Here is a 23,061-nt window from a genome sequence, read left to right as displayed (position 1 = left end):
GCACGAGAGCCGCATTTTGCCAATCCATGGGCCCGCGATCAGGCTTTTCAGCAACTCTTCATGCTGCTTGGCTAAACTGGAAGAGTCAAGAACATAGACAAAAGGATGCATGCAATGAAACGGATAAGCATGGCGTTGTGGGGCAGCCTGGTGCTGCTGACCGGCTTGTGGCTGATGGCAGACACGCTGTTTCCCGAACCGTGGGGGTACTTTCCTTTCCGTACCGTGTTCATGCAGTACAGCGGCGTGATCGCCTTTGGCGCCATGAGCCTGTCCATGGTGCTGGCGATCCGCCCCCGTTGGCTGGAGCGTCCGCTGGACGGGCTCGACAAGATGTACCGCTTGCACAAGTGGCTGGGTATCACGGCGCTGGTGACCAGCGTGCTGCACTGGTGGTGGGCGCAGGGCACCAAGTGGATGGTGGGCTGGGGCTGGCTGGAGCGGCCGGTGCGCAGCGGCGGCGGGCAGCAGTACCGTGGCGGCCCGGATCAGATCCTGACGCTGGAGCAATGGCTGCGCTCGCAACGCGGGCTGGCCGAGTCGCTGGGCGAGTGGGCCTTTTATGCCGCGCTGGTGCTGATGGTGCTGGCCCTGGTGAAGCGCTTTCCGTATCACTGGTTTGTACGCACGCACAAGTGGCTGGCCGTTGCGTATCTGGTGCTGGCATGGCATACGTTCGTGCTGCTCAAGTACGACTACTGGTCGCAGCCGGTCGGCTGGGCCATGGCGGTACTGCTGGTGGCTGGCGTGGTCTCTGCGGTGCTGGTGCTGCTGGGCCGCGTGGGTGCGGGGCGCAAGGTGCATGGCACCATCGAATCCCTGCGCTATTTCGAGCCGCTGCGTGTGCTGCGCACCCATGTTCGCCTGCAGCCGGGCTGGAAAGGGCATGCAGCCGGCCAGTTTGCCTTCGTGCAGGGAGCGCATGACGCGGCCCATCCCTATACCATCGCTTCTTCCTGGGATCCGGCGCAGCAGACCATCGTGTTCGTGACCAAGGCACTGGGCGATCACACGGCGCAGCTGCATCAGGTGCTGCACGAGGGGGATGCCGTGACGGTGGAGGGGCCGTATGGCTGCTTCACTTTTGATGACGACAAGCCGCGCCAGATATGGATTGGTGCAGGCATCGGCATCACGCCATTCATTGCCCGCATGCAACAGCTGGCGCGTGACCGCGGGGAGCGGCCGGTGACGATCGACCTGTTCCATACCACGGCGGATTACGATGAGGACGCGATTGCCCTGCTTCAGGCCGATGCGCAGGCTGCCGGCGTGAAACTGCATGTGCTGGTGGATGCGCGCGATGGCTGGCTCAACGCCGAGCGCATCTGTGCCGCCGTGCCGCAATGGCAGCAGGCCAGCTTCTGGTTTTGCGGGCCGGCGGGCTTTGGTCAGGCCCTGCGGGCCGATCTGGGCGCCAGAGGGCTGCAGGATGCCAATTTCCATCAGGAGCTGTTTGCCATGCGCTGAGCCGGGTTGAACGAAGGCGGAGCAAGCTTCCCTACAATGGGCCTATGGCTCCTCCTTCTGGAACTCCTTCTCCTTCGCCCGGTTCCCCTTCCATGCCGCTGACACCGGCATCGGCACAGGCATTGCCCGGTGCCCGGCCGCCGGCATGGCGCGCCTGGATACTGGCTGCCCGCCCGCATACCCTGGGAGTGACGGTGGCCCCGGTGCTGGCAGCCTGTGCGCTGGCCTGGAGCGAGCGGGGGCGCTGGATGGCCGGCGTGGCGCTGCTTACCCTGCTGGCCGCCATGCTGATCCAGATCGGGACCAATCTGCTCAACGACGTGGGAGATTTCGAACGTGGGGCCGATGGCGCGGACCGGCTCGGGCCGCAGCGCGCCACGGCCATGGGCTGGCTGCGTGCGGAGCAGGTACGGCGCGCCGGTTTCGGTGCGCTGGGGGTGGCGTTTCTGTTCGGGGTGCTGCTGGCCACGGTGGGGGGCTGGCCCATCGTCTGGCTCGGGCTGGTGGCGTTGCTGTGCGGCTGGGCGTATACCGCCGGGCCCTGGCCGATCGCCTACAGTGCCTTTGGCGAAGTGTTCGTGTGGGTGTTCTTCGGGCTGGCCGCCGTGCTGGGCACGTATTTCCTCCAGACCGGGACGCTCAGCGGTGCTGCCTGGATGCTGGGCCACATGATGGGGGCGTTTGCCTCGGCCGTGATGCTGGTGAACAACACGCGCGATGCCGCCAGCGACGCGCGCGCCGGCAAGCGCACGCTGGCGGTGCGCCTGGGCTTGCAGGGCAGTCGCCGGCTGTATGTGGGCATGCTGGTGCTGCCTTTTCTGCTGTTGCCGCTGGTGGATGTGCAGGGAGCCTGGCTGGCCTTGCTGGCATTGCCGCTGGCTGCGCTGCTGATGTGGCGTTTCGTCCGGCAGGCGCCGGCACGCGGGCACAATCAGTTGCTGGCGCGCACCGCTCATCTGCAACTGGTGTTTGCCTTGCTGTGGAGTGCCGGGCTGTGGTGGGCGCCATGAAGGGATGGTTGCGGCGCTCGCATCCGGTAACGCCAACGCCGGGTTGCAGGCGCCTCGATCTCACACCGCGCGGCTGCGGGCCAGCGGCGGATTGCGGGCGAAGTAGCCCTGGATGCCGCGCATCAGCGAATCGGCCATGGAGCGCTGGTAGGCAGGGCTGCGCAGCTTGGCTTCCTCGCCGGGGTTGCTGACAAAGGCGGTTTCGACCAGCACGCTCGGAATGTCCGGCGCCTTGAGCACCGCAAAGCCGGCCTGTTCCACGCGTGGCTTGTGCAGGCGGTTGATCTTGCCGATCTCGCCCAGCATGGCGCTGCCCAGCGTCAGGCTGTCGCGGATCTGGGCGGTGGTGCTCATGTCGAGCAGCGCATGCTGCACCAGGGTGTCGCGGCTGCGCACGTTCAGGCCGCCGACCAGGTCGGCCTCGTTTTCCTTGTTGGCCAGCCAGCGTGCGGCGCTGCTGCTGGCACCGCGGCTGCTCAGGGCAAACACGCTGGAGCCATTGGCCTGCGGCGTGATGAAGGCATCGGCATGGATGCTGATGAACAGGTCGGCCTGCACGCGGCGCGCCTTCTGTACGCGCACATGCAGCGGCACGAAATAGTCGCCATCGCGCGTGAGGAAGGCGCGCATCGGATTGCCGTTGACGCTGCTGCCGTTGATGCGGTCGCGCAGCAACTGGGCGATGCGCAGCACCACATCCTTTTCGCGTGTACCGTTCGGGCCGATGGCACCGGGGTCTTCGCCACCATGGCCGGGATCGAGCGCGACGATGATCAGGCGGTCGGTCTTTCGCCCGGTGCGCAGGGCGGGGGGCTGTGCCGGCGCCGGGCGTTCGGCAGGGCGCGGACGCGGCGGGGTGGCCTGGGCCACGCGCGGCGGTTCCTGACGGTGGCCGCGGCCGGCGAGGAAATCGGCAATCACGTCGCGCCCCGACGAAGGCGGGGGGGGGACAGCGGGTGTCGGCGGCGCAGGGGGGGCGGCCTGCGCGACCCTCTCCTCGCGGCTGCGCTCGGTGATCAGCTGTTCCAGCGTGTCGACCGGCTTGCGGTTGGGGTAGAGATCGAATACCAGCCGGTTCTTGTAGGCGGCCACCGGCGCCAGGCTGAACACCTGCGGCGAAATCGGCTGCTTCAGGTCGATCACGATGCGCACGATCTCGGGCGTGTACTGGCCGACGCGGATGCGTGCCACGTTGGGATCGTCGGCAGGCACCTTGCTGACCAGATCGCGCAAGGTCTGGTTCAGTGTCAGGCCGGTGATGTCCACTGCCAGGCGGGGCGGATCCTGGACCGGGTTCTGCGTGTACTTGAGCGGCTGGTCGGATTCGAGCGTGATGCGCGTGTATTCGGGCGCGGGCCAGATGCGCACGGCCACCAGGTTGGCGGCCTGGGCCAGGCGCGACACGCCTGCGAGCACCAGGCCGGTAATCTGGACGAGCTGCCTGCGTTGGATCATGAAACTTCCTGCAAGAGAGCGGCGCCAGCGGCGGTTGGCGCCTCGATGACAACTTCGCGCACATCGTCGCCCAGCGTCTGCAGGCGCAGAACCCAGTCGGCCTGCGGCAGCATGCCGGCGGCCTTGTCGGGCCATTCGACCAGTTTCAACCCGGGCGTGGCAAAGATGTCGCGCAACCCCGCATCTTCCCATTCCCGCGGGTCGCTGAAGCGGTAAAAATCAAAATGCCACACTTGCACACAGGGCGTTACATAGGGTTCGACCACCGCATAGGTCGGGCTCTTGATGCGGCCGGTGACGCCCAGGCCGCGCAGCAGGTGGCGCACCAGCGTGGTCTTGCCGGCGCCGAGGTCGCCGTGCAGCAGGATCACCAGATCGGCGCTGGCCGGGTGCTGCAGCCAATGCTGCGCCAGTCGCGTGGCGAAGGCGGAAGTGGCGGCCTCGTCGGCCCAGCGCAAGGTTTTTACAATCATCCTGTTGGTATGCGAGTGTGCGCGAAAGCCCTTGTGCGCGCAGCTTGCCGCATTTTGCACGACACTGCCACGCCATGAGTCCCGAAGCCCTATTGTCCACCATCCGCAGCCAGGCCGAGGCACTGGGTTTTGCCCGCATCGGGGTGGCCGATGTGGATCTGGCCAGTGCCGAGGCGGGCTTGCGGGCCTGGCTGGAGGCTGGGTTTCATGGCAGCATGGGCTACATGGCCAGCCACGGCCTGCGGCGCGCGCGGCCGGCGGAACTGGTGCCGGGCACGGTGCGCGTGATCACGGCGCGCATGGATTACCTGCCGGCATCTACCGAGACGGACTGGCGCGAGCGTGAGCTGCAGCGCCTGACGCAACCCGGCGAGGCGGTAGTGTCCGTCTATGCCCGGGGGCGCGACTACCACAAGGTGGTGCGGGCGCGGTTGCAGAAGCTGAGCGAGCAGATTGCCGCGCTGGTGGGGCCATTCGGCCATCGCGTGTTCACCGATTCGGCACCGGTGCTGGAGGCGGAGCTGGCCAGCCGCAGCGGACAGGGCTGGCGCGGCAAGCACACGCTGGTGCTGAGCCGGGATGCGGGATCGACCTTCTTCCTGGGCGAGATCTACGTGGATTTTCCGCTGCCGCTGACCGAGCCGGAGCCGGCCCATTGCGGTCAGTGCACGGCCTGTATCGATGCCTGCCCCACCGGCGCGATCGTGGCACCGTACCGGCTGGATGCGCGGCGCTGCATCTCCTACCTGACCATCGAGCATGCCGGCAGCATCCCCGAGGAGATGCGTCCCCTGCTGGGCAACCGCATCTACGGCTGTGACGATTGCCAGCTGGTGTGCCCCTGGAACAAGTTTGCCCGGCGCAATGCCTTGCCGGACTTTGACGAACGACACGGGCTGGGGCAGGCGCAATTGCTGGAGCTGTGGGGCTGGAGCGAGGCGCAGTTCCTTCAGCGCACCGAAGGCAGCCCGATCCGGCGCATCGGCCATGCGCGCTGGCTGCGCAATATTGCCGTGGCATTGGGCAATGCACTGCGGCAGGCACCGGACGCGCAAAAGGCAGTCATCCGGGATGCCTTGGTCCGGCACGCGCAGCACCCTGATGTTGCAGTGCGCGAGCATGTGCAATGGGCATTGCAGCAGGGATGATGGCGTGCGTTGTGCGTGTTGTGAGCCACCGCGTGACCGTTTGGCAGGCTGACACCCTGTGCCGTGTCTGAGAAGGCGTTGGCGCATGGCGGCCCCGGCAGTTGCCGGCTGCATAATGCGGCGATGCCCCGCGCCACCCCCGCACCCTCTCCACTGCCCGAGCAAGACGCTGCCGCCGTTGATGCCTTCATCGACGGTTTGTGGCTGGAAGACGGCCTCTCCAGCAACACGCTGGCGGCCTACCGGCGCGACCTGACGCTGTTTGCGCAATGGCTGCAGCAGCAAACGCCGCCTTGCCCGCTGGATGGCGTTTCCGAGTCGGCCATCAACCTGTATCAGGGTCACCTGTTCACCACCGGCAGCAAGGCCACCACGGCCAACCGGCGGCTGACGGTGCTGAAACGCTATTACCGCTGGGCCGTGCGCGAGCATCACATTGCGCAGGACCCAACCCTGCGCCTGCAGGCGGCCAAGCAGCCGCTGCGCGTGCCCAAGAGCCTGAGCGAGGCACAGGTGGAGGCATTGCTGGCGGCGCCGGATGTATCCACCGCGCTGGGCCTGCGTGATCGCACCATGCTGGAGCTGCTGTACGCCAGCGGCCTGCGCGTGAGCGAGCTGGTCGGGCTCAAGCTGTTTCACATCAGCCTGAACGACCGTGTGTTGCGCATTACCGGCAAGGGCAGCAAGGAGCGGCTGGTGCCGTTCGGTGATGTGGCGCACGACTGGCTGGTGCGCTACCTGGCGCAGGCGCGATCAGAGCTGCTTGGCGGCCACCAGACCGACGCCGTGTTCGTGACCGTGCGCGGCGCCCATCCGGGTGAAGCGATGACGCGGGCCATGTTCTGGCATCTGGTGCGCAAGTATGCGTTGCAGGCCGATATCCGCGTGCCCCTGTCGCCGCACACCTTGCGCCACGCCTTTGCCACGCACCTGCTCAACCACGGCGCCGACCTGCGTGCCGTGCAGATGCTGCTGGGCCATGCGGACATCAGCACCACCACCATCTACACCCATGTGGCGCGCGAGCGGCTCAAGCAACTGGTGGCCAGGCACCATCCGCGCGGTTGAGCGGAACAGGCAGTGACCTTTGCACGAGGTTGCACGAAGTGATGGCGCCCTTGCCGGGGTGGAGTGCAAGGGCGCGGCTACGCACCGGCAGCAAGGTGCGACGCGGAACGCGAGCGGGGTTTATGAACCAGAATAGGTACCGGGACGTTTTTCCAGCAGTGCCGCCACAGCTTCCGCATGATCCTGCGTATGGTGCGCCAGCGCCTGCATGGCGGCCGACAGTTCCAGCAGGCTGTCCAGCCGCATGTGCTGGCCTTCGCGCAGCAGGCGCTTGCTCATGCGCACGGCCTGCGGCGGGTTGACGGCGATGCGTTGTGCCAGCTGGCGGGCGCTGTCCAGCAACTGCTCGGGCTCCACCACGCGCGACACCAGGCCCCAGGCCAGCGCCGTTTGTGCATTGATCGGCTCGCCGGTAAAGGCCATCTCGCTGGCGCGCGACATGCCGACCACGCGCGGCAGCAGCCAGGCACCGCCATCGCCGGGGATGATGCCGATCTTGGCAAAGCTCTCGGCAAACTGGGCACGGGTGGAGGCGATGCGGATGTCGCACATGCAGGTCAGGTCGCAGCCGGCGCCAATGGCCGGGCCGTTCACCGCGGCGATGGCCGGAACCTCCAGCTCCCACATGGCGCGCGGAATGCGCTGGATGCCGTGGCGGTAGCCGTTGCGGATCTGTGCCGGCGTGCCGCCGAACATGCCGGTGCGGTCGCGCATGTGCTTGACGTTGCCCCCCGAGGAGAACGCGCTGCCGGCGCCGGTCAGGATCACCACGCGCACGCTGGCATCGCTGTTGATGCGATGCACGGCCCCTTCGAAGGCGTCGATCATTTCCGGTTCGGAAATCGGGTTGCGCGTATCGGGGCGGTTCATCGTCAGCGTGACGATGGCACCGTCCTGTTCGTAAAGCAGGGCGTCGGTCATGGGGGGTCTCCTGAGGGTGATGATGTGTCTGCCCCCATTGTGCCTGCGTCCGTTACGGATTTGTGCCCATCGCCTTTGTGGTGGCGCCGGGTGGTCTGACGTCCATCAGCGCAATGTGATGCAGGGGCGCGTGCCTCGTGCATCAACGGAAGATGCATGCCCTGCCTTGCTCGCCTACACCCCCATGCCCAGCAGGTAATCCAGCTCGGCCTGGCTGAATCCGGCCTGCTTGCGCGCCGCCTCGTTGAATGGCGGCTTCAGGCGCGGGGCGGCGTAGCGTTCCACCAGCACGCCGTAGTGCGGCACCGCATCCAGCCGTTCGCGTTCGCACAGCCAGCGGTACCAGTGGTTGCCGATGGCCACATGGCCGATCTCGTCGCGCAGGATGGTGTCGAGCAGGGTGGCGGTGGTCTGGGCGTCTTCTGCGTCGATGGCGCGCAGGCGTTTCTGGATCAGTGGCGTGGCATCCAGACCGCGTGCCTCCAGCGTGCGCGGCACCAGCGCCATGCGTGCCACGATGTCGTCCGCCGTCTTCTCGCACATGGCCCACAGCCCGTCGTGCGCCACGAAATCGCCATACTTCCAGCCCATGTGCCGCAGATGCTCGTGCAGCATGGTGAAGTGCTCCGCCTCCTCGCGGGCTACCTGCAGCCAGTCGCGGTAGAACTGCTCCGGCATGCCGGCAAAGCGCCACACCGCATCCAGCGCCAGGTTGATGGCATTGAACTCGATGTGCACCACGGCGTGCAGCAGCGCAGCGCGGCCTTCCGGCGTATGCACGCTGCGCTGGGCCACCTCGCGCGGATGCACCAGTTGCGGCAATGCGGGGCGGCCGGGGATGTCACTCGGCGCGGCGCGCGCAAGCACGTCGGCGCTGACGGAAGGATCGAAGGAAAGCGCCCCCGATGCCGCCTGCGCCCACAGCGCAAGCACCGCCTGCACCTTGGCAGCGGGATCGGTCAGACTCAGGGCAGAACGGGCAGCTTGGCGTACACTCATGCCCAGAATTCTAGGCGCCCCGCGCCGCCCACGATTTGACCGGAGACAGACACCATGGCCATTTACCAGCTCGATGACAAGACCCCGCAGATTGCCGACTCCGCCTGGGTGGCGGACAACGCCGAAGTGATGGGTGATGTGCGCCTGGGCGAGAACGTCAGCATCTGGTTCAACACCACGCTGCGTGGCGACAACGACCCGATCACCATCGGAGACGGCACCAACATCCAGGACGGCAGCGTGCTGCACACCGACGAAGGGGTGCCGCTCACCATCGGCCGCAACGTCACCGTAGGCCACATGGTGATGCTGCACGGCTGCAGCATCGGCGACGAAAGCCTGATCGGCATTGGCGCCATCGTGCTCAACGGCGCGAAAATCGGCCGCAACTGTCTGGTCGGCGCCGGTGCGCTGGTGACCGAGGGCAAGGAGTTTCCCGACGGCAGCATGATCATCGGCAGCCCGGCCAAGGTGGTGCGCCAGCTCACGCCCGAGCAGATGGAGGGCCTGCGCTACAGCGCGCAGCACTACATCGACAACGCACGCCGCTACAAACAAGGCTTGAAGAAGATCGGCTGATCCTCATTTACGGGTTTTGGGCAGCCTGATGGCGGGTTGCCGTGTGCCCGGGCGGCACAGAGATTGATTGGCGGTCCCCATGTCCCAGATCCAGAAATTCCTTTTTGACGGCCTGCCGGTGCGTGGCGTGGCCGTGCGCCTGACCGATGCCTGGCAGGAAGTCGTGCAGCGCCGCGCTGCCAATACCGAAAGCGGCCCCTATCCCGCACCCGTGGTGCAGCTGCTGGGCGAGATGACGGCCGCAGCCGTGCTGATGCAGTCCAACATCAAGTTCAATGGCGCCCTGATCCTGCAGATGCAGGGTGACGGCCCGGTGAAGGTGGCCGTGGCCGAAGTGCAGCCCAGCCTGGCCGTGCGCGCCACGGCTTCCATTGTGGGTGAAGTGACGCCCGGTGCCGGCCTGGTGCAACTGGTGAACCAGCACGGTGCCGGCAAGTGCGCGATTACGCTGGATCCGAAGGACCGCCTGCCGGGACAGCAGGCCTACCAGGGCGTGGTCCCGCTCGCGGACGAGCAGGGCGCGCCGCTGCTGCATGCCGCCGACGTGTTGCAGCACTACATGCGCCAGAGCGAGCAGCTCGACACCACGCTGGTGCTGGCCGCCAATGAAGAGGTGGCGGCAGGCATCCTGATCCAGCGTCTGCCGCTGGAAGGCGAAGCGAACCTGGCCGGCAGCACCGCAGCCCCGACCGATGAGGCGCGCGAGGAGGCGGACGAAAGCTACAACCGCATCGTCACCCTGGCGCAAAGCCTGCAGCCGGACGAGTTGCTCGGCCTGGACATCGACACCATCCTGCATCGCCTGTTCTGGGACGAGAAGCTGCTGCGCTTCATGCCGTCCTCCAGCGATCCGGTGCCGCACTTTGCATGCACCTGCAGCCACGAGCGCGTGGCGGCCATGCTGCGCAATCTGGGCAAGGAAGAGGCCGATGCCATCGTGGCCGAGCAGGGCCAGATCGAGGTGGGCTGCGAATTCTGCGGTCGGCAGTACCAGTTCGACAAGGTGGAAGTGGCGCAGCTGTTCAAGCCGGCGGCGGCGCAGCCGCCGGGCAGTGACGCCTTGCACTGACCGATGTTGGCGAGCGGGCTCACGGCTTGCCGGATATTCTGGGGAGTATCACGCAAGCACTGGCGCGCAGAGCCCCGATCAGAGCAACAAAAAAGCCTGTGCCGACCACCGACACAGGCTCGCGAGGCACGCGCGCAGCTCAATGCGCGATCTGCACGAACACCTCGTTGGGCTTGACCATGCCCATCTCGTAGCGGGCCTTTTCCTCGACGGTGGCGACCCCTTCCTTGAGATCCTGAATCTCGGACTTCACGCGGGCGATGTCCTGTTCCAGCTGGGCATTGGCTTCGCGCTGGCGCTCCAGCTCGGTCTTCATGACGGCGACCCGGTGCACGCTCCCGCGCCCGGTCCAGATCTGGTACTGCAGCATGACCAGCAACAGCAGCAGTACCACCGTGACGACGCGGGAAACAGGCATGGCGCGCATGGGAAGCCCTCAGTTAAAGCCGGATTAGCGCAGATTGTAGAACGCCTTGCGGCCGGGGTACACAGCCACGTCGCCCAGGTCTTCCTCGATGCGCAGCAGCTGGTTGTACTTGGCCATGCGGTCGGAGCGGCTCAGAGAGCCGGTCTTGATCTGGCCGGCGTTGGTGCCGACGGCGATGTCGGAAATGGTGCTGTCCTCGGTCTCGCCCGAACGGTGGCTGATCACGGCGGTGTAGCCGGCGCGCTTGGCCATCTCGATCGCTTCGAAGGTCTCGGTCAGGGTGCCGATCTGGTTGATCTTGATCAGGATGGAGTTGGCGATGTTCTTCTCGATGCCTTCCTGCAGGATCTTGGTGTTGGTCACGAACAGGTCGTCACCCACCAGCTGCACCTTCTTGCCCAGCTTCTCGGTCAGCAGCTTCCAGCCATCCCAGTCGCCTTCGGCCATGCCGTCCTCGATGCTGATGATGGGGTACTTGTCGCACCAGGTGGCCAGCATGTTGGCCCACTCTTCAGCGGACAGCTGCACGCCGCCTTCGCCTTCCAGCACGTACTTGCCGTCCTTGTAGAACTCGGAGCTGGCGCAGTCCAGACCCAGCACGATGTCCTGGCCAGCGGTATAGCCGGCGTCGGAGATGGCTTGCAGAATCAGCTGGATGGCTGCTTCGTGGTTGTCCACGTTGGGGGCAAAGCCGCCTTCGTCGCCCACGGCAATGCTCATGCCCTTGTCGTGGATGATCTTCTTCAGCGCGTGGAACACTTCGGCGCCGTAGCGCAGCGCTTCGCGGAAGGAGGGGGCGCCCACCGGAATGATCATGAACTCCTGCAGGTCGAGATTGTTGTTGGCATGCGCGCCGCCGTTGATGACGTTCATCATCGGCACCGGCAGGTCCTTGCCGCCCATGCCGCCGAAGTAGCGGTACAGCGGGATGCCGGCTTCTTCGGCAGCCGCACGGGCCACGGCCATGGACACGGCCAGCATGGCATTGGCGCCCAGACGGCTCTTGTTGTCGGTGCCATCCAGCTCGATCAGGGTGCGGTCCAGGAAGGCCTGCTCGCTGGCGTCCAGACCCAGGATGGCTTCGCTGATCTCGGTGTTGATGTGCTCCACGGCCTTGAGCACGCCCTTGCCCAGGTAGCGGCTCTTGTCGCCGTCACGCAGCTCGATCGCCTCGCGGCTGCCGGTGGAGGCGCCGCTCGGCACGGCCGCACGGCCCATCACGCCGCTTTCCAGCAGCACGTCGCATTCGACGGTGGGGTTGCCACGGCTGTCCAGAACTTCGCGGCCGACGATATCAACGATTGCACTCATGGGTTGGTCCTTTTAATGCAGGGTTTTCTAATGGTTAAACAGGGCTTCAGCCGAATTGCTGGATGCGCTCTTCGAGCAGGCCGCGGCTGGCGGCAGTTTTCTTGGTGATGCGGTCGAGTTCGAGCAGCGTCTCGAGCAGCTCGGGCATGTGCTGCAGCGGCACGGCGTTGGGGCCGTCGCTCAGTGCGCAGGCGGGGTTGGGGTGGGTTTCCATGAACAGGCCGGCAATGCCGACCGCCACGGCAGCCCGGGCCAGCACCGGCACCATCTCGCGCATGCCGCCGCTGGACGTGCCCTGGCCGCCCGGCAGCTGCACGCTGTGCGTGGCGTCATACACCACCGGAGCGCCGGTCTCGCGCATGATGGCCAGCGAACGCATGTCGCTCACCAGGTTGTTGTAGCCGAAGCTGGCGCCGCGCTCGCAGGCCATGAAGTTGTCGGTCGGCAGGCCCATTTCGGCCGCCGCCGCACGCGCCTTGTCGATCACGTTCTTCATGTCGTGCGGCGCGAGGAACTGGCCCTTCTTGATATTGACTGGCTTGCCCGACTGCGCCACGGCGCGGATGAAATCGGTCTGGCGGCACAGGAAGGCCGGCGTCTGCAACACGTCCACCACATCGGCCACGGCCATGATCTCGGTCTCGGTGTGCACATCGGTCAGCACCGGCACGTCCAGCTCCTTCTTCACTTTGGCCAGAATTTCCAGACCGGCCACCATGCCCGGACCACGGAAGCTCTCGCCGCTGGAGCGGTTGGCCTTGTCGTAGCTGCTCTTGAAGATGAAGGGAATGCCCAGCTTGCCGGTCATTTCCTTGAGCTGGCCGGCCACGTCCATCTGCAGCTGCTCGCTCTCGACCACGCAGGGGCCGGCGATGAGGAACAGGGGCTGGTCGAGGCCGATATCGAAATTGCAGAGTTTCATGTCAGGGGGCTGCTCCAAACGTGCGGAAGGTCGGGTGTTGCCGGATCAGGCCGGAGCCGTTGCCTCGGCCTGCTGGTGTTTCAGCGCGGCCTTGATGTAGGCGTTGAACAGCGGGTGGCCGTCCCACGGCGTGGACTTGAATTCCGGGTGGAACTGCACGCCCATGTACCAGGGGTGCACGTCCTGCGGCAGCTCGACGATCTCGGTCAGGTGCTCGCGCTGCGTCAGCGCGGAGATCACCAGGCCAGCCTTGCGCAGCTGGTCCAGATACTGGGTGTTGGCCTCGTAGCGGTGGCGGTGGCGCTCGGTGACCACGTCGCCGTAGATGCTGTGTGCCAGCGTGCCGCCGGCCACGTCGGAGCTCTGCGCGCCCAGGCGCATGGTGCCGCCCAGGTCGCTGCCTTCATGGCGCGTCTGGATGTTGCCTTCGGCGTCCTGCCACTCGTCGATCAGGGCGATCACCGGGTGCTTGCAGTGGGGCTCGAATTCGGTACTGTTGGCATCCGTCAGGCCGGCCATGTGGCGGGCGTATTCGATGGTGGCCACCTGCATGCCCAGGCAGATGCCGAGGTAGGGCACCTTGTTCTCGCGGGCATAGCGGGCGGCGGCGATCTTGCCTTCCACGCCGCGCTTGCCGAAGCCGCCCGGCACCAGAATGGCGTCGAAGGGCTTGAGCTGGTCGGCCACGTTGGCGGGCGTCAGTGTTTCGGAATCCAGGTAGGTGATTGCCACCTTGGTGTGGTTCTTCATGCCGGCATGGCGCAGCGCCTCGTTGAGCGACTTGTAGCTGTCCGACAGATCCACGTATTTGCCAACCATGGCCACCTGCACCGTGTGCTGCGGGTGCTGCAACTCGTACACCAGATCGTCCCAGCGCTTGAGGCTGGCCGGCTGGGTGTGGATGCGCAACTTGTCGCAGATCAGGCCGTCCAGACCCTGCTCATGCAGCATGCGCGGCACCTTGTAGATGGTGTCCACGTCCCACATGCTGATCACGCCCCACTCGGGCACGTTGGTGAACAGGCTGATCTTCTCGCGTTCCTCTTCCGGCACCTTGCGGTCGGCGCGGCACAGCAGGGCGTCGGGCTGGATGCCGATTTCGCGCAGCTTCTGCACCGTGTGCTGGGTCGGCTTGGTCTTGAGCTCGCCGGCGGCCGCAATGTAGGGCAGATAGGTGAGATGGACAAACGCCGCCATGTTGGGGCCCAGGCGCAGGCTCAGCTGGCGCACGGCTTCCAGGAAGGGCAGGGATTCGATGTCGCCCACAGTGCCGCCGATTTCAACGATGGCCACATCCACCGCATCGGCCGTGCCGATGCCGGCACCGCGCTTGATGTATTCCTGAATCTCGTTGGTGACGTGCGGAATCACCTGCACCGTCTTGCCGAGATAGTCGCCGCGGCGTTCCTTCTCAAGCACGCTCTGGTAGATGCGGCCGGTGGTGAAGTTGTTGCTCTGCTTCATGCGCGTTTCAATGAAACGCTCATAGTGGCCCAGGTCGAGGTCGGTTTCGGCGCCGTCGTCGGTGACGAACACCTCGCCGTGCTGGAATGGGCTCATGGTGCCCGGGTCGACGTTGATGTAGGGATCGAGCTTGATAAGGGTGACTTTGAGGCCGCGCGATTCGAGAATGGCAGCCAGGGACGCCGAGGCGATGCCTTTGCCGAGCGAAGACACGACACCGCCGGTGACGAAGACGAATTTGGTGGTCATGGCCAGAAGCGGGTGAGTGAACCCGCGTGGTGGGAAATTCCAATTATAAAGGGCAAGGCCGGGCGGGAGGAATGTGCCCCGGCTTGCCCGCACCACGGCCGGGAAAGCGCAGGGCTCTTGACTGGCGGCTTAACGCGCCCGAACAGCCGCATGCAACGGCACAATCTTGGGTCGGGGCTTCTGTTCGGCCTGCCACAGATCATAGGCACCCTGCATGCCGATCCACATATCGGCGCTGGTGCCGAGCAGGGCTTCCAGGCGCAGCGCCATGTCGGCGCTGATGCCGGCGTGCTCGTTGAGGATACGAGACAGATAGGCGCGCGTAACGCCCAGACGAAGCGCAGCCTGCGTCACGCTGACATCCCCCAGCCATTCCTTCAGCACGGCGCCGGGGTGGGCGGGGTTGTGCATGCGGGTCATTGCTGTTTCTCCTGTCAATGATAGTCCTGATAGTCAACCAGTTCGACGTCCTGGCCCACAAAGCGGAAGGTCAGACGCCAGTTGCCATTGACCGTAATGGCCCAATGGCCGGCCAGCGAGCCTTTCAGAGCATGCAACTTCCAGCCTGGTACGGCCATGTCTTCGGGTTTGCTGGCATGATCCAGCGAGGTCAACTGCAACTGCAGGCGCCGGGCATGATCCGGACGGATGCCTGCCTTGCTGCCAGTTTGGTAGAAGGCTTCAAGGCCTTTGTGAAGGAGGCTGCGGATCACGATGGATTGTATACATATCGTATACAGGTGGCAAGTGGATGGACAACAGATTTGAATAGTAAAAAATAAGAGAAAAAGCCGGATATATCCGCTCCGGCTTTTAATTTATCATACTTAAGAATTAATTAATCGAAAGATTTCTCTCACACCTTCAAATCCCCATCCACACCGCCATCGCTGGTCTTGCTGCCGGTGATGGCAGACAGGCTCGTCTTGATGAAGGACATGACCTTGCCCGAATGGGTCTGCCAGTAGTGGCCATCGACGGGCTTGACGCAGATGACGGTGATACGGGGATCGTCCTTGCCATCGAACCAGGCATTGGCGTAATCGGTCCAGTATTTGTCGATCGTGACACGGTCGGTGTGCACCGAGGCCACGCCGGAGAGGGCCAGATATTCGTATTTCTCGTCGTTCTGTATCGTGAGGATCACCCGCGCATCATGCGCGATGTCGCCGTTCTTCTCGCTGGCACCCGAGCTCAGGAACCAGAACGTGCCGTCGTCTTCCACCTTCTGGATCGCCATCGGGCGCACGTCGCCGGGATAGTCCGTCACGTCGGTGGCCAGCATGCACATGCGTGCATCCTTGGCGAGCTCGCGGATCTTCCTGCAGGCGGCTTCTCCGCTGAGGTCTTCGCGCGGTTGTTGGTCCATGTCAGCCATGAGTTTGCTCCTGGGGTCTGTTTGGGAATACCCATTGGAGCGCAGCTGGCGTGCCGGGGCCGCAGGCCCGTGCCGGACGCAGGCGTAGGACCAGAGCCCTCGTGGCCCGCTAGAGGTGGAACTGGCAGGTGGCGGGGGCAGCAGGGGGCATGCGCCGCCATGCAGGCCCCTCATCCAGAAACAACAAAGCCGGCTCCGGGAGCCGGCTTTGCTGCGCAGGGGCGCTTACATGCTGCCGTAGTTCGGGCCGCCGCCGCCTTCCGGCGTTACCCAGACGATGTTCTGGGTCGGGTCCTTGATGTCGCAGGTCTTGCAGTGCACGCAGTTGGCGGCATTGATCTGCAGGCGCTGGCCACCGCCTTCGGCCTCGACGAACTCGTACACGCCGGCCGGGCAGTAGCGGGCCTCGGGGCCGGCGTACTTGGCCAGGTTGACGTTGACGGGCACGCTCGGGTCTTTCAGCGTGAGGTGGGCCGGCTGGTTTTCCTCATGGCTGACGTTGGCAATGAACACGCTGCTCAGGCGGTCGAAGGTGAGCTTGCCGTCCGGTTTCGGATAGTCGATCTTCGGGCACTCGGCCGCCGGCTTGAGCGCGGCGTGGTCGGGGTGCGTGCGGTGCACGGTCCAGGGCATGTTGCCGCCGAACAGCTTTTGCTCGATACCGGTCATGATGGTGGCGACGTCACGGCCCTTGTGGAACCAGTACTTGAAGTTGCGCGACTTGTTCAGTTCGTCGTACAGCCAGCTGTTCTCGAAGGCGGCGGTGTAGGCGCTCAGTTCGTCGTGCTGGCGGCCGGAGGTGATGGCCTCGTAGGCAGCCTCGGCGGCCATGGCGCCGGTCTTGATGGCGGCGTGGCTGCCCTTGATGCGGCTGGCGTTGAGGAAGCCGGCGTCGTCACCCACCAGGGCGGCACCCGGGAACACGAATTTGGGCAGCGACAGCAGGCCGCCGGCCGTGATGGCGCGCGCGCCGTACTCGAGGCGCTTGGCGTTGACGTTGCCGTCCTTGTCGGTGAAGTACCACTTGATGTTGGGGTGCGTCTTGAAGCGCTGGAATTCCTCGAACGGGCTCAGCCAGGGGTTCTGGTAGTCCAGGCCGACCACGAAACCGACGATGACCTTGTTGTCGGCCATGTGGTACATGAAGGAGCCGCCGTAGGTGTCGGCGTCCAGCGGCCAGCCGGCGGTGTGCAGCACCAGACCCGGTTCGTGCTTGGAAGGATCGACTTCCCACAGTTCCTTGATGCCGATGCCGTAGGCCTGCGGATCCTTGCCGGCGTCGAGCTTGAAGCGCTCGATCATCTGCTTGCCCAGGTGGCCGCGGCAGCCTTCGGCGAAGACGGTGTACTTGGCATGCAGTTCCATGCCGAGCTGGAAGTTCTCGGTGGGCTCGCCTTCCTTGTTGATGCCCATGTTGCCGGTGGCCACGCCCTTGACGGAGCCGTCTTCGTTGAACAGCACTTCGGCAGCGGCGAAGCCGGGGAAGATTTCCACTTCCAGCGCTTCGGCCTGCTGGGCCAGCCAGCGGGTGAGGTCGGCCAGGCTGATGATGTAGTTGCCGTGGTTGTCGAAGCACTTGGGCAGCATGAAGTTGGGCATGCGGCTGGCGCCCTTCTCGGTGAGCTGCAGGAAGGTGTCGGCCACCACGGGCTGGTTCAGCGGAGCGCCCTTTTCCTTCCAGTCGGGGATCAGTTCATTGAGGGCGCGCGGGTCGAAGGTGGCGCCGGAGAGGATGTGCGCGCCGGGCTCGGAGCCTTTTTCGAGCACGACCACGGACACGTCGGTGCCTTTTTCTGCAGCCAGCTGCTTCAGGCGGATGGCGGTGGACAGGCCGGCAGGGCCGCCGCCCACGATCACCACGTCGTATTCCATGGATTCGCGCGGGCCGTACTGTTCGAGGATTTGTTGAGGGGTCATGGATAGTCTCCAGATCACTAGGAAAGGGTACTGCTGCGGATGCAGGCCGGGGCAGTGCAAATGCCTGCGCGACACGGCTCTCCTGGGGCACAATGGCGCTTGCGGAAATAAACCGGGCGTGCGCAAACAACCCGACGGGCAGTATGGCTGTATCTGATTGTAGAGAGAATTGCCTGCAAGACCGATGTTGCGCTGCAAAAATGGACAAATCCAGTCGCTGGCCTGCAACCTTTTTGCAGTTTACGTTAACGTAAACTATTGCCGGGCTTTTCCGATTTCCTTTTCTCATCACGAAGTTCCCATGAAACTGCTGCTGCCTGAAGACAAGAAACCGGTGCACGTCACCACCATGCCGATCCGCTGGGGAGACATGGATGCGCTGGGCCATATCAACAACACCGTGTACTTCCGCTATTTCGAGGAGGCGCGCGTGCGCTGGCTGACCGAAGGCGGTCGCAGCATGGTGGAGGGCGGCGAGGGGCCGGTGGTGGTCAACGTGTTCTGCAACTTCTTCAGCCAGGTCGAGTACCCGGGCGATTTGCTGATCCGCCAGTACATCAGCAACGTGGGGCGCAGCTCATGCGACGTATGGATGACCATGGAGCGCACCGACCAGCCCGGCAGGATCGTGGCCGATGGCGGCTGCACCATGGTGTGGGTGAACTACGCGGCGCAGAAATCGGTGCGCCTGCCGCAGTGGGTGCTGGAGCTCCTGAACCAGGCACTGCCGGAGCAGCAACCGGCGTAATCCGGGAGGGCGCTACCAGGCACGGCCCGGCGGGCCTGCCACCGGCTCAGGCGTCGGCCTTCGGCTTGCGCGGCGTGCGGCCCAGCAGGTAGAACTCGGGGTTGGGCATCATGCCGGCGAAGCTGGCGATACGGTTGCTCATGCCGAAGAAGGCCGTGATGCCGGCGATGTCCCAGATGTCGTCGTCGTCCAGGCCGTGCGCATGCAGGGCGTCGAAGTCGGCGTCTTCCACGGTATGCGAGGCGGTGCAGACCTTCATCGCAAAGTCGAGGATGGCGCGCTGGCGCGGCGTGATGTCGGCCTTGCGATAGTTGACGGCGACCTGGTCGGCCACCAGCGGCTTCTTCTCGAAGATGCGCAGCAGCGCGCCGTGCGCCACCACGCAGTACAGGCACTGGTTGGCGGCGCTGGTGACGGTGACGATCATCTCGCGGTCGCCCTTGCTCAGGTTGCTGCTGCGGCCCACGCTGGCAGGGTCCATCAGGGCGTCGTGGTAGGCGAAGAAGGCGCGCCATTCGGCCGGGCGGCGCGCCAGCGCCAGGAACACGTTGGGGACGAAACCGGATTTTTCCTGCACCGCGAGGATGGCGGTGCGAATGTCCTCGGGCAGGTTCTCGAGTGGAGGGTGGGGGTAGCGGTCGGGGGTCATGCGTCTTTGTCTTTCGGAGGAATCCGATCATAGGGCGCAGGGATGGAGGAGCTTGCGGAGGACTTCCCCGACTTGCCGTTTACGTCAATTTGGGGCAGGCAATGCCAAGGGGCGCCTGGTGTCAGGTGGCAGCAGGTGTGACCGGAATTGCCTTGGTCAAGAACGAGCAACCGGAGTGCAGGCATTCACGGCATGCCTGCCAGCAGTTTCTGCACCAGCGCGGCGGTGGTGGCGGTGCAGTACTTGCGCATCAGGCTGGCGCGATGGATCTCCACGGTGCGGTGACTCAGGCCGAGGATGCGGCCGATTTCCTTGGAGGTGAGGCCGTGCAGCAGCTGGCTGGCCACTTCGCGCTCACGCGGGGTGAGGGTGCTGCCTTCCGCGGCAGGGGGCGGGCGGCTGTCGATGTCCTCGAAGCTCCAGATGCCGGCGGCGTGCGGGTGCAGCCGGTCGAGCGCGCGGCCCGATACACGGCACCAGAACATCTGCCCGGCACAGCGGCCGCCGACGCGGCGCATGATGCGCTCGTCGCGGTAGCTGCCGTGCTTCATCAGCGGCTGGGCGATGCGTTCGCCGGTGCGGTGGTACTCGTCCACGCTCGGATAGAGGATGGCGAAGGTCTGGCCGATCAGGGTTTCGCGGTCGGTGTCAAACAGGGTACACACTTGCTGGTTGCAATCGACAATGACACGGTCGCGTGACAGAATCAGCCCGATGGGTGCCAGCTCGAAAGCCCAGCGGTAGTCGGCATTGGCCGGGGGCAGATCAGGGGTGTCCATTACGCAATACTACGTAGTTCAATACGTAGTATCGTAATGCTTTCCAAACCTCAACTCAAATCAGGAGACAAGCGTGAACAAGATTTATCCGAGCGCTGAAGAAGCGCTCAAGGGCGTGGTGAAGGATGGCCAGCTGCTGGCCGTGGGCGGCTTCGGCCTGTGCGGCATCCCCGAAGCGCTGATCGACGCCCTGTGCGCCAGCGGCGTGAAGGATCTGACCGTCATCTCCAACAACGCCGGCGTGGACGGCTTTGGCCTGGGCAAGCTGCTGGAAACGCGCCAGATCAAGAAGATGATCTCCTCCTACGTGGGTGAGAACAAGGAGTTCGAGCGCCAGTACCTGGCCGGCGAACTGGAACTGGAATTTACGCCGCAGGGCACGCTGGCCGAGAAGCTGCGCGCGGGCGGCGCCGGCATCCCGGCCTTCTTCACCAAGACCGGCGTGGGCACGCTGGTGGCCGAAGGCAAGGAACTGCGCGAGTTCAACGGTGAAACCTATGTGATGGAGCATGGCCTGTTCCCCGAGGTGTCGCTGATCAAGGCCGACGTGGCCGACCGCAGCGGCAACCTCCGTTTCAACCTGACGGCGCGCAACTTCAACCCGGCTGCTGCCACCGCCGGCAAGATCTGCATCGTGGAAGTCGAGCGCATCGTGGCCAACGGCGAAATCGCTCCCGATGACGTGCACCTGCCCGGCATCTACGTGCACCGCATCGTGCACAACCCCACGCCCGAAAAGCGCATCGAGAAGCGCACCATCCGCGATCACAAGTAAAGCAATTCAGGAGACATCATCATGGCTTGGACCCAAGACCAAATGGCTGCGCGCGCAGCCCAGGAGCTGCAGGACGGCTTCTATGTGAACCTCGGTATCGGCATTCCCACGCTGGTGGCCAACCACGTGCCGCACGACAAGGAAGTGTGGCTGCAGAGCGAGAACGGCATGCTGGGCATCGGCCCGTTCCCGTCCGAAGACGAGGTGGACGCCGACCTGATCAACGCCGGCAAGCAGACCGTGACGACGCTGAAGGGCTCTTCCATTTTCGGCAGCGACCAGTCTTTCGCCATGATTCGTGGCGGCAAGATCAACCTGTCCATCCTGGGCGCCATGCAGGTGACGGCCAAGGGTGACCTGGCCAACTGGATGATTCCGGGCAAGATGGTCAAGGGCATGGGCGGCGCCATGGACCTGGTGGCCGGAGTGAAGCGTGTGATCGTGCTGATGGAGCACGTGGCGCGCAAGAAGGACGGCACTACCGACCTGAAGATCCTGCCCGAGTGCACGCTGCCGCTGACCGGCGTGGGCGTGGTGGACATGATCATCACCGACCTGGGCGTGTTCGACGTGACGCCGGAAGGTCTGAAGGTGCTGGAACTGGCGCCGGAAGTGACCTTCGAGGAAGTGCAGTCCAAGACGGGTGTGCCGCTGATCCAGTAATCGGCAACTGCCCAAAACAGGAAACCCGCGACTCTTGCGAGCGCGGGTTTCTTGTTGGGCGCTGCGTCGGTGTGTCAGCCCAGCTTCTTCGCGTATTCGCGCGGCTGCGTGAGCATCTCGTGGCGCAGCGCCTCGTTCAGCTCCTCTTCGGACATCAGCTGCTTCTGCAGCACGATGTCGCGCACGTTGCGGCCGTGGGTGAAGGCTTCGGTGGCGATGTCGGTGGCCTGCTTGTAGCCGATGATGGGGTTGAGTGCGGTCACCAGGGCGATGGAGCGCTCGATATTCTCGCGCAGGCGTTCCTCGTTGGCGGTGATGCCGGCCACGCAGCGGTCGGCCAGCGTCATGCAGCCGGTGGTGAGCAGCGTGAGACTGCGCGACAGGGCGTTCATGATGACGGGCTCGAAAGCGTTGAGCTGCAATTGGCCGCCCTCGGCCGCGAAGGTGACGGTGACGTCGTTGCCGAACACTTCGAAGGCGACCTGGTTGACCACTTCGGGGATCACCGGGTTGACCTTGCCGGGCATGATGGAGGAGCCGGCCTGCATGGGCGGCAGGTTGATCTCGCCGAAGCCGGCGCGCGGGCCGCTGGAGAGCAGGCGCAGGTCGTTGCAGATCTTGGAGATCTTGACGGCGATGCGCTTGAGCACGCCGGAGAGCTGCACGAAGTCGCCGCAGTCCTGCGTGGCCTCGATCAGGTTGGGGGCGGTGGACAGGTCCAGGCCGGTGATCTCGCGCAGGTGGTGCAGGGCCTTGGCGGCGTATTCGGGGTGGGCCGTGATGCCGGTGCCGATGGCGGTCGCGCCCAGGTTGATTTCGCGAACCAGCACTTCGACGCGGATCAGGCGCGCCATGTCTTCCTCGAGCATGACGGCGTAGGTGGAGAATTCCTGGCCCAGCGTCATGGGCACGGCATCCTGCAGCTGGGTGCGGCCGATCTTGAGCAGGCCGGAGAATTCTTCCGCTTTTGCGGCGAAGGTGTCGCGCAGGTGCGCCATGGCTGCCAGCAGGCTCTTGATGGCGAAGCAGGTGGCAATGCGGATGGCGGTGGGGTAGACGTCGTTGGTGCTTTGCGCCATGTTGACCTGCTCGTTGGGGTGCAGGTACTGGTATTCGCCGCGCTGGTGGCCCATCAGTTCGAGCGCGCGGTTGCAGACGACCTCGTTGGCGTTCATGTTGGTGGAGGTGCCGGCGCCGCCCTGGATCACGTCGACCACGAACTGGTCATGCAGCGCGCCGCTGCGGATTTCGGCGCAGGCGGCAACGATGGCGTCGCACTGGTTCTTGGGCAGCAGGCCGAGTTCGTTGTTGGCCTTGGCAGCGGCGGCCTTGACGGCAGCCAGCGCCACGATCAGTTCGGGCATGGTGGCTACCGTGACCCCTGAAATCTGGAAGTTTTCCTGCGCGCGCAGGGTGTGGACGCCGTAGTAGGCGGAAGCGGGGACCTCGCGGTCGCCGAGCAGATCATGTTCCAGACGGGTTGCTGTCATCGGAGTGCTTTCATCAATAAATCCTGATTTTGCGAAAGAGGGCAATTCGCACGAAAGAGCATGGTTTTTGGCTGGCAGGGGTGCGAAGGGGAATGGG

24 protein-coding genes are annotated in these 23,061 nt (G+C 64.8%); 9 read left to right on the top strand and 15 right to left on the bottom strand.

Features of this window, described 5'->3' with window-relative positions; all coding sequences use genetic code 11:
- Positions 1-114: 114 nt before the first annotated feature.
- Complete coding sequence (locus ACX36O_RS10455) at positions 115-1,470, top strand: ferredoxin reductase family protein (RefSeq protein WP_213361425.1); 1,356 nt, start codon at positions 115-117, stop codon at positions 1,468-1,470.
- A 92-nt stretch (positions 1,471-1,562) separates the two neighbouring features.
- Complete coding sequence (locus ACX36O_RS10450) at positions 1,563-2,480, top strand: 1,4-dihydroxy-2-naphthoate polyprenyltransferase (RefSeq protein ID WP_488359746.1); 918 nt, start codon at positions 1,563-1,565, stop codon at positions 2,478-2,480.
- Between the two features lie 60 nt (positions 2,481-2,540).
- Here ACX36O_RS10450 and ACX36O_RS10445 read toward each other — a convergent pair whose 3' ends face one another.
- Positions 2,541-3,935, bottom strand: a complete 1,395-nt coding sequence (locus ACX36O_RS10445; protein WP_213361421.1) for an N-acetylmuramoyl-L-alanine amidase — start codon at positions 3,933-3,935, stop codon at positions 2,541-2,543.
- Complete coding sequence (tsaE, locus tag ACX36O_RS10440; RefSeq protein WP_213361419.1) at positions 3,932-4,408, bottom strand: tRNA (adenosine(37)-N6)-threonylcarbamoyltransferase complex ATPase subunit type 1 TsaE; 477 nt, start codon at positions 4,406-4,408, stop codon at positions 3,932-3,934. The genes ACX36O_RS10445 and tsaE overlap by 4 nt, the downstream gene beginning before the upstream one ends.
- A gap of 74 nt (positions 4,409-4,482) precedes the next feature.
- Between tsaE and queG the strand changes: the two genes are divergently transcribed.
- Together queG and xerD are read left to right on the top strand one after the other, a co-directional pair.
- Complete coding sequence (queG, locus tag ACX36O_RS10435; protein WP_213361418.1) at positions 4,483-5,556, top strand: tRNA epoxyqueuosine(34) reductase QueG; 1,074 nt, start codon at positions 4,483-4,485, stop codon at positions 5,554-5,556.
- A 123-nt stretch (positions 5,557-5,679) separates the two neighbouring features.
- A complete protein-coding gene (gene xerD / locus ACX36O_RS10430) occupies positions 5,680-6,624 on the top strand; it encodes a site-specific tyrosine recombinase XerD (RefSeq protein WP_213361417.1) in 945 nt (314 codons plus the stop codon).
- A 120-nt stretch (positions 6,625-6,744) separates the two neighbouring features.
- On the opposite strand, the gene ACX36O_RS10425 is transcribed toward xerD, so the two are convergent.
- Complete coding sequence (locus tag ACX36O_RS10425) at positions 6,745-7,545, bottom strand: crotonase/enoyl-CoA hydratase family protein (protein WP_488359745.1); 801 nt, start codon at positions 7,543-7,545, stop codon at positions 6,745-6,747.
- Positions 7,546-7,719: 174 nt separating this feature from the next.
- The gene (locus ACX36O_RS10420; protein ID WP_213361415.1) at positions 7,720-8,544 is read right to left on the bottom strand and encodes a ferritin-like domain-containing protein; all 825 of its coding nucleotides are present in this window, start codon (positions 8,542-8,544) and stop codon (positions 7,720-7,722) included.
- 54 nt (positions 8,545-8,598) lie between these two features.
- Here ACX36O_RS10420 and ACX36O_RS10415 point away from each other — a divergent pair, with 54 nt between their 5' ends.
- Together ACX36O_RS10415 and hslO are read left to right on the top strand one after the other, a co-directional pair.
- Entirely contained in the window at positions 8,599-9,123 is a 525-nt protein-coding gene (locus ACX36O_RS10415) for a gamma carbonic anhydrase family protein (RefSeq protein WP_213361414.1), read from the top strand.
- A gap of 79 nt (positions 9,124-9,202) precedes the next feature.
- Positions 9,203-10,192, top strand: a complete 990-nt coding sequence (gene hslO, locus ACX36O_RS10410; protein ID WP_213361412.1) for an Hsp33 family molecular chaperone HslO — start codon at positions 9,203-9,205, stop codon at positions 10,190-10,192.
- A 139-nt stretch (positions 10,193-10,331) separates the two neighbouring features.
- Here hslO and ftsB read toward each other — a convergent pair whose 3' ends face one another.
- From ftsB to ACX36O_RS10370, 8 genes are all read right to left on the bottom strand, one after another.
- The gene (gene ftsB / locus ACX36O_RS10405) at positions 10,332-10,610 is read right to left on the bottom strand and encodes a cell division protein FtsB (protein ID WP_213362720.1); all 279 of its coding nucleotides are present in this window, start codon (positions 10,608-10,610) and stop codon (positions 10,332-10,334) included.
- Between the two features lie 33 nt (positions 10,611-10,643).
- Positions 10,644-11,930 (bottom strand): phosphopyruvate hydratase, encoded by a 1,287-nt coding sequence (gene eno, locus ACX36O_RS10400; protein ID WP_371686982.1) that lies wholly within the window; start codon positions 11,928-11,930, stop codon positions 10,644-10,646.
- A gap of 46 nt (positions 11,931-11,976) precedes the next feature.
- Positions 11,977-12,852 carry a 3-deoxy-8-phosphooctulonate synthase gene (kdsA, locus tag ACX36O_RS10395; protein ID WP_213361409.1) on the bottom strand — a complete coding sequence of 292 codons (876 nt, stop codon included), beginning with the start codon at positions 12,850-12,852 and terminating at the stop codon, positions 11,977-11,979.
- A 45-nt stretch (positions 12,853-12,897) separates the two neighbouring features.
- Positions 12,898-14,565 carry a CTP synthase gene (pyrG, locus tag ACX36O_RS10390; RefSeq protein ID WP_488359744.1) on the bottom strand — a complete coding sequence of 556 codons (1,668 nt, stop codon included), beginning with the start codon at positions 14,563-14,565 and terminating at the stop codon, positions 12,898-12,900.
- Between the two features lie 129 nt (positions 14,566-14,694).
- Entirely contained in the window at positions 14,695-14,985 is a 291-nt protein-coding gene (locus tag ACX36O_RS10385; protein WP_371698739.1) for a HigA family addiction module antitoxin, read from the bottom strand.
- Between the two features lie 14 nt (positions 14,986-14,999).
- Positions 15,000-15,278 carry a type II toxin-antitoxin system RelE/ParE family toxin gene (locus ACX36O_RS10380; RefSeq protein ID WP_213361406.1) on the bottom strand — a complete coding sequence of 93 codons (279 nt, stop codon included), beginning with the start codon at positions 15,276-15,278 and terminating at the stop codon, positions 15,000-15,002.
- A 143-nt stretch (positions 15,279-15,421) separates the two neighbouring features.
- Entirely contained in the window at positions 15,422-15,943 is a 522-nt protein-coding gene (locus ACX36O_RS10375; protein ID WP_371699329.1) for a pyridoxamine 5'-phosphate oxidase family protein, read from the bottom strand.
- A 225-nt stretch (positions 15,944-16,168) separates the two neighbouring features.
- On the bottom strand, positions 16,169-17,860 hold the full coding sequence (locus tag ACX36O_RS10370; protein ID WP_488359743.1) for an electron transfer flavoprotein-ubiquinone oxidoreductase: 1,692 nt from the start codon (positions 17,858-17,860) through the stop codon (positions 16,169-16,171).
- 301 nt (positions 17,861-18,161) lie between these two features.
- Between ACX36O_RS10370 and ACX36O_RS10365 the strand changes: the two genes are divergently transcribed.
- A complete protein-coding gene (locus ACX36O_RS10365; RefSeq protein WP_213361403.1) occupies positions 18,162-18,608 on the top strand; it encodes an acyl-CoA thioesterase in 447 nt (148 codons plus the stop codon).
- A 46-nt stretch (positions 18,609-18,654) separates the two neighbouring features.
- Here ACX36O_RS10365 and ACX36O_RS10360 read toward each other — a convergent pair whose 3' ends face one another.
- The gene (locus tag ACX36O_RS10360) at positions 18,655-19,257 is read right to left on the bottom strand and encodes a peroxidase-related enzyme (RefSeq protein ID WP_213361402.1); all 603 of its coding nucleotides are present in this window, start codon (positions 19,255-19,257) and stop codon (positions 18,655-18,657) included.
- A 185-nt stretch (positions 19,258-19,442) separates the two neighbouring features.
- Positions 19,443-20,036: a LuxR C-terminal-related transcriptional regulator gene (locus ACX36O_RS10355; RefSeq protein ID WP_213361401.1), complete on the bottom strand. Its 594-nt coding sequence runs from the start codon at positions 20,034-20,036 to the stop codon at positions 19,443-19,445.
- 73 nt (positions 20,037-20,109) lie between these two features.
- Between ACX36O_RS10355 and ACX36O_RS10350 the strand changes: the two genes are divergently transcribed.
- Both ACX36O_RS10350 and ACX36O_RS10345 read left to right on the top strand, forming a co-directional pair.
- Positions 20,110-20,811, top strand: a complete 702-nt coding sequence (locus tag ACX36O_RS10350) for a CoA transferase subunit A (protein ID WP_213361399.1) — start codon at positions 20,110-20,112, stop codon at positions 20,809-20,811.
- Positions 20,812-20,832: 21 nt separating this feature from the next.
- Positions 20,833-21,474: a CoA transferase subunit B gene (locus tag ACX36O_RS10345; RefSeq protein ID WP_213361397.1), complete on the top strand. Its 642-nt coding sequence runs from the start codon at positions 20,833-20,835 to the stop codon at positions 21,472-21,474.
- A gap of 74 nt (positions 21,475-21,548) precedes the next feature.
- Here the strand turns inward: ACX36O_RS10345 and aspA are convergent, their stop codons facing one another.
- Positions 21,549-22,964, bottom strand: coding sequence for an aspartate ammonia-lyase (gene aspA, locus ACX36O_RS10340; protein WP_213361395.1), 1,416 nt, complete (start codon positions 22,962-22,964; stop codon positions 21,549-21,551).
- Positions 22,965-23,061 lie beyond the last annotated feature (97 nt).

The organism is Brachymonas sp. KE5, assembly GCF_057773645.1.
Note: the sequence above shows the minus strand (reverse complement) of the source record. Positions and strands in the feature narration are given on the sequence as shown.

Excerpts from the sequence above, each read along its gene's own strand:
- ACX36O_RS10455 (WP_213361425.1), top strand. The coding sequence starts at position 115 with ATGAAACGGATAAGCATGGCGTTGTGGGGCAGCCTGGTGCTGCTGACC.
- ACX36O_RS10450 (WP_488359746.1), top strand. The coding sequence starts at position 1,563 with ATGCCGCTGACACCGGCATCGGCACAGGCATTGCCCGGTGCCCGGCCG.
- ACX36O_RS10445 (WP_213361421.1), bottom strand. The coding sequence starts at position 3,935 with ATGATCCAACGCAGGCAGCTCGTCCAGATTACCGGCCTGGTGCTCGCA.
- tsaE (WP_213361419.1), bottom strand. The coding sequence starts at position 4,408 with ATGATTGTAAAAACCTTGCGCTGGGCCGACGAGGCCGCCACTTCCGCC.
- queG (WP_213361418.1), top strand. The coding sequence starts at position 4,483 with ATGAGTCCCGAAGCCCTATTGTCCACCATCCGCAGCCAGGCCGAGGCA.
- xerD (WP_213361417.1), top strand. The coding sequence starts at position 5,680 with ATGCCCCGCGCCACCCCCGCACCCTCTCCACTGCCCGAGCAAGACGCT.
- ACX36O_RS10425 (WP_488359745.1), bottom strand. The coding sequence starts at position 7,545 with ATGACCGACGCCCTGCTTTACGAACAGGACGGTGCCATCGTCACGCTG.
- ACX36O_RS10420 (WP_213361415.1), bottom strand. The coding sequence starts at position 8,544 with ATGAGTGTACGCCAAGCTGCCCGTTCTGCCCTGAGTCTGACCGATCCC.
- ACX36O_RS10415 (WP_213361414.1), top strand. The coding sequence starts at position 8,599 with ATGGCCATTTACCAGCTCGATGACAAGACCCCGCAGATTGCCGACTCC.
- hslO (WP_213361412.1), top strand. The coding sequence starts at position 9,203 with ATGTCCCAGATCCAGAAATTCCTTTTTGACGGCCTGCCGGTGCGTGGC.
- ftsB (WP_213362720.1), bottom strand. The coding sequence starts at position 10,610 with ATGCCTGTTTCCCGCGTCGTCACGGTGGTACTGCTGCTGTTGCTGGTC.
- eno (WP_371686982.1), bottom strand. The coding sequence starts at position 11,930 with ATGAGTGCAATCGTTGATATCGTCGGCCGCGAAGTTCTGGACAGCCGT.
- kdsA (WP_213361409.1), bottom strand. The coding sequence starts at position 12,852 with ATGAAACTCTGCAATTTCGATATCGGCCTCGACCAGCCCCTGTTCCTC.
- pyrG (WP_488359744.1), bottom strand. The coding sequence starts at position 14,565 with ATGACCACCAAATTCGTCTTCGTCACCGGCGGTGTCGTGTCTTCGCTC.
- ACX36O_RS10385 (WP_371698739.1), bottom strand. The coding sequence starts at position 14,985 with ATGACCCGCATGCACAACCCCGCCCACCCCGGCGCCGTGCTGAAGGAA.
- ACX36O_RS10375 (WP_371699329.1), bottom strand. The coding sequence starts at position 15,943 with ATGGCTGACATGGACCAACAACCGCGCGAAGACCTCAGCGGAGAAGCC.
- ACX36O_RS10370 (WP_488359743.1), bottom strand. The coding sequence starts at position 17,860 with ATGACCCCTCAACAAATCCTCGAACAGTACGGCCCGCGCGAATCCATG.
- ACX36O_RS10365 (WP_213361403.1), top strand. The coding sequence starts at position 18,162 with ATGAAACTGCTGCTGCCTGAAGACAAGAAACCGGTGCACGTCACCACC.
- ACX36O_RS10360 (WP_213361402.1), bottom strand. The coding sequence starts at position 19,257 with ATGACCCCCGACCGCTACCCCCACCCTCCACTCGAGAACCTGCCCGAG.
- ACX36O_RS10355 (WP_213361401.1), bottom strand. The coding sequence starts at position 20,036 with ATGGACACCCCTGATCTGCCCCCGGCCAATGCCGACTACCGCTGGGCT.
- ACX36O_RS10345 (WP_213361397.1), top strand. The coding sequence starts at position 20,833 with ATGGCTTGGACCCAAGACCAAATGGCTGCGCGCGCAGCCCAGGAGCTG.
- aspA (WP_213361395.1), bottom strand. The coding sequence starts at position 22,964 with ATGACAGCAACCCGTCTGGAACATGATCTGCTCGGCGACCGCGAGGTC.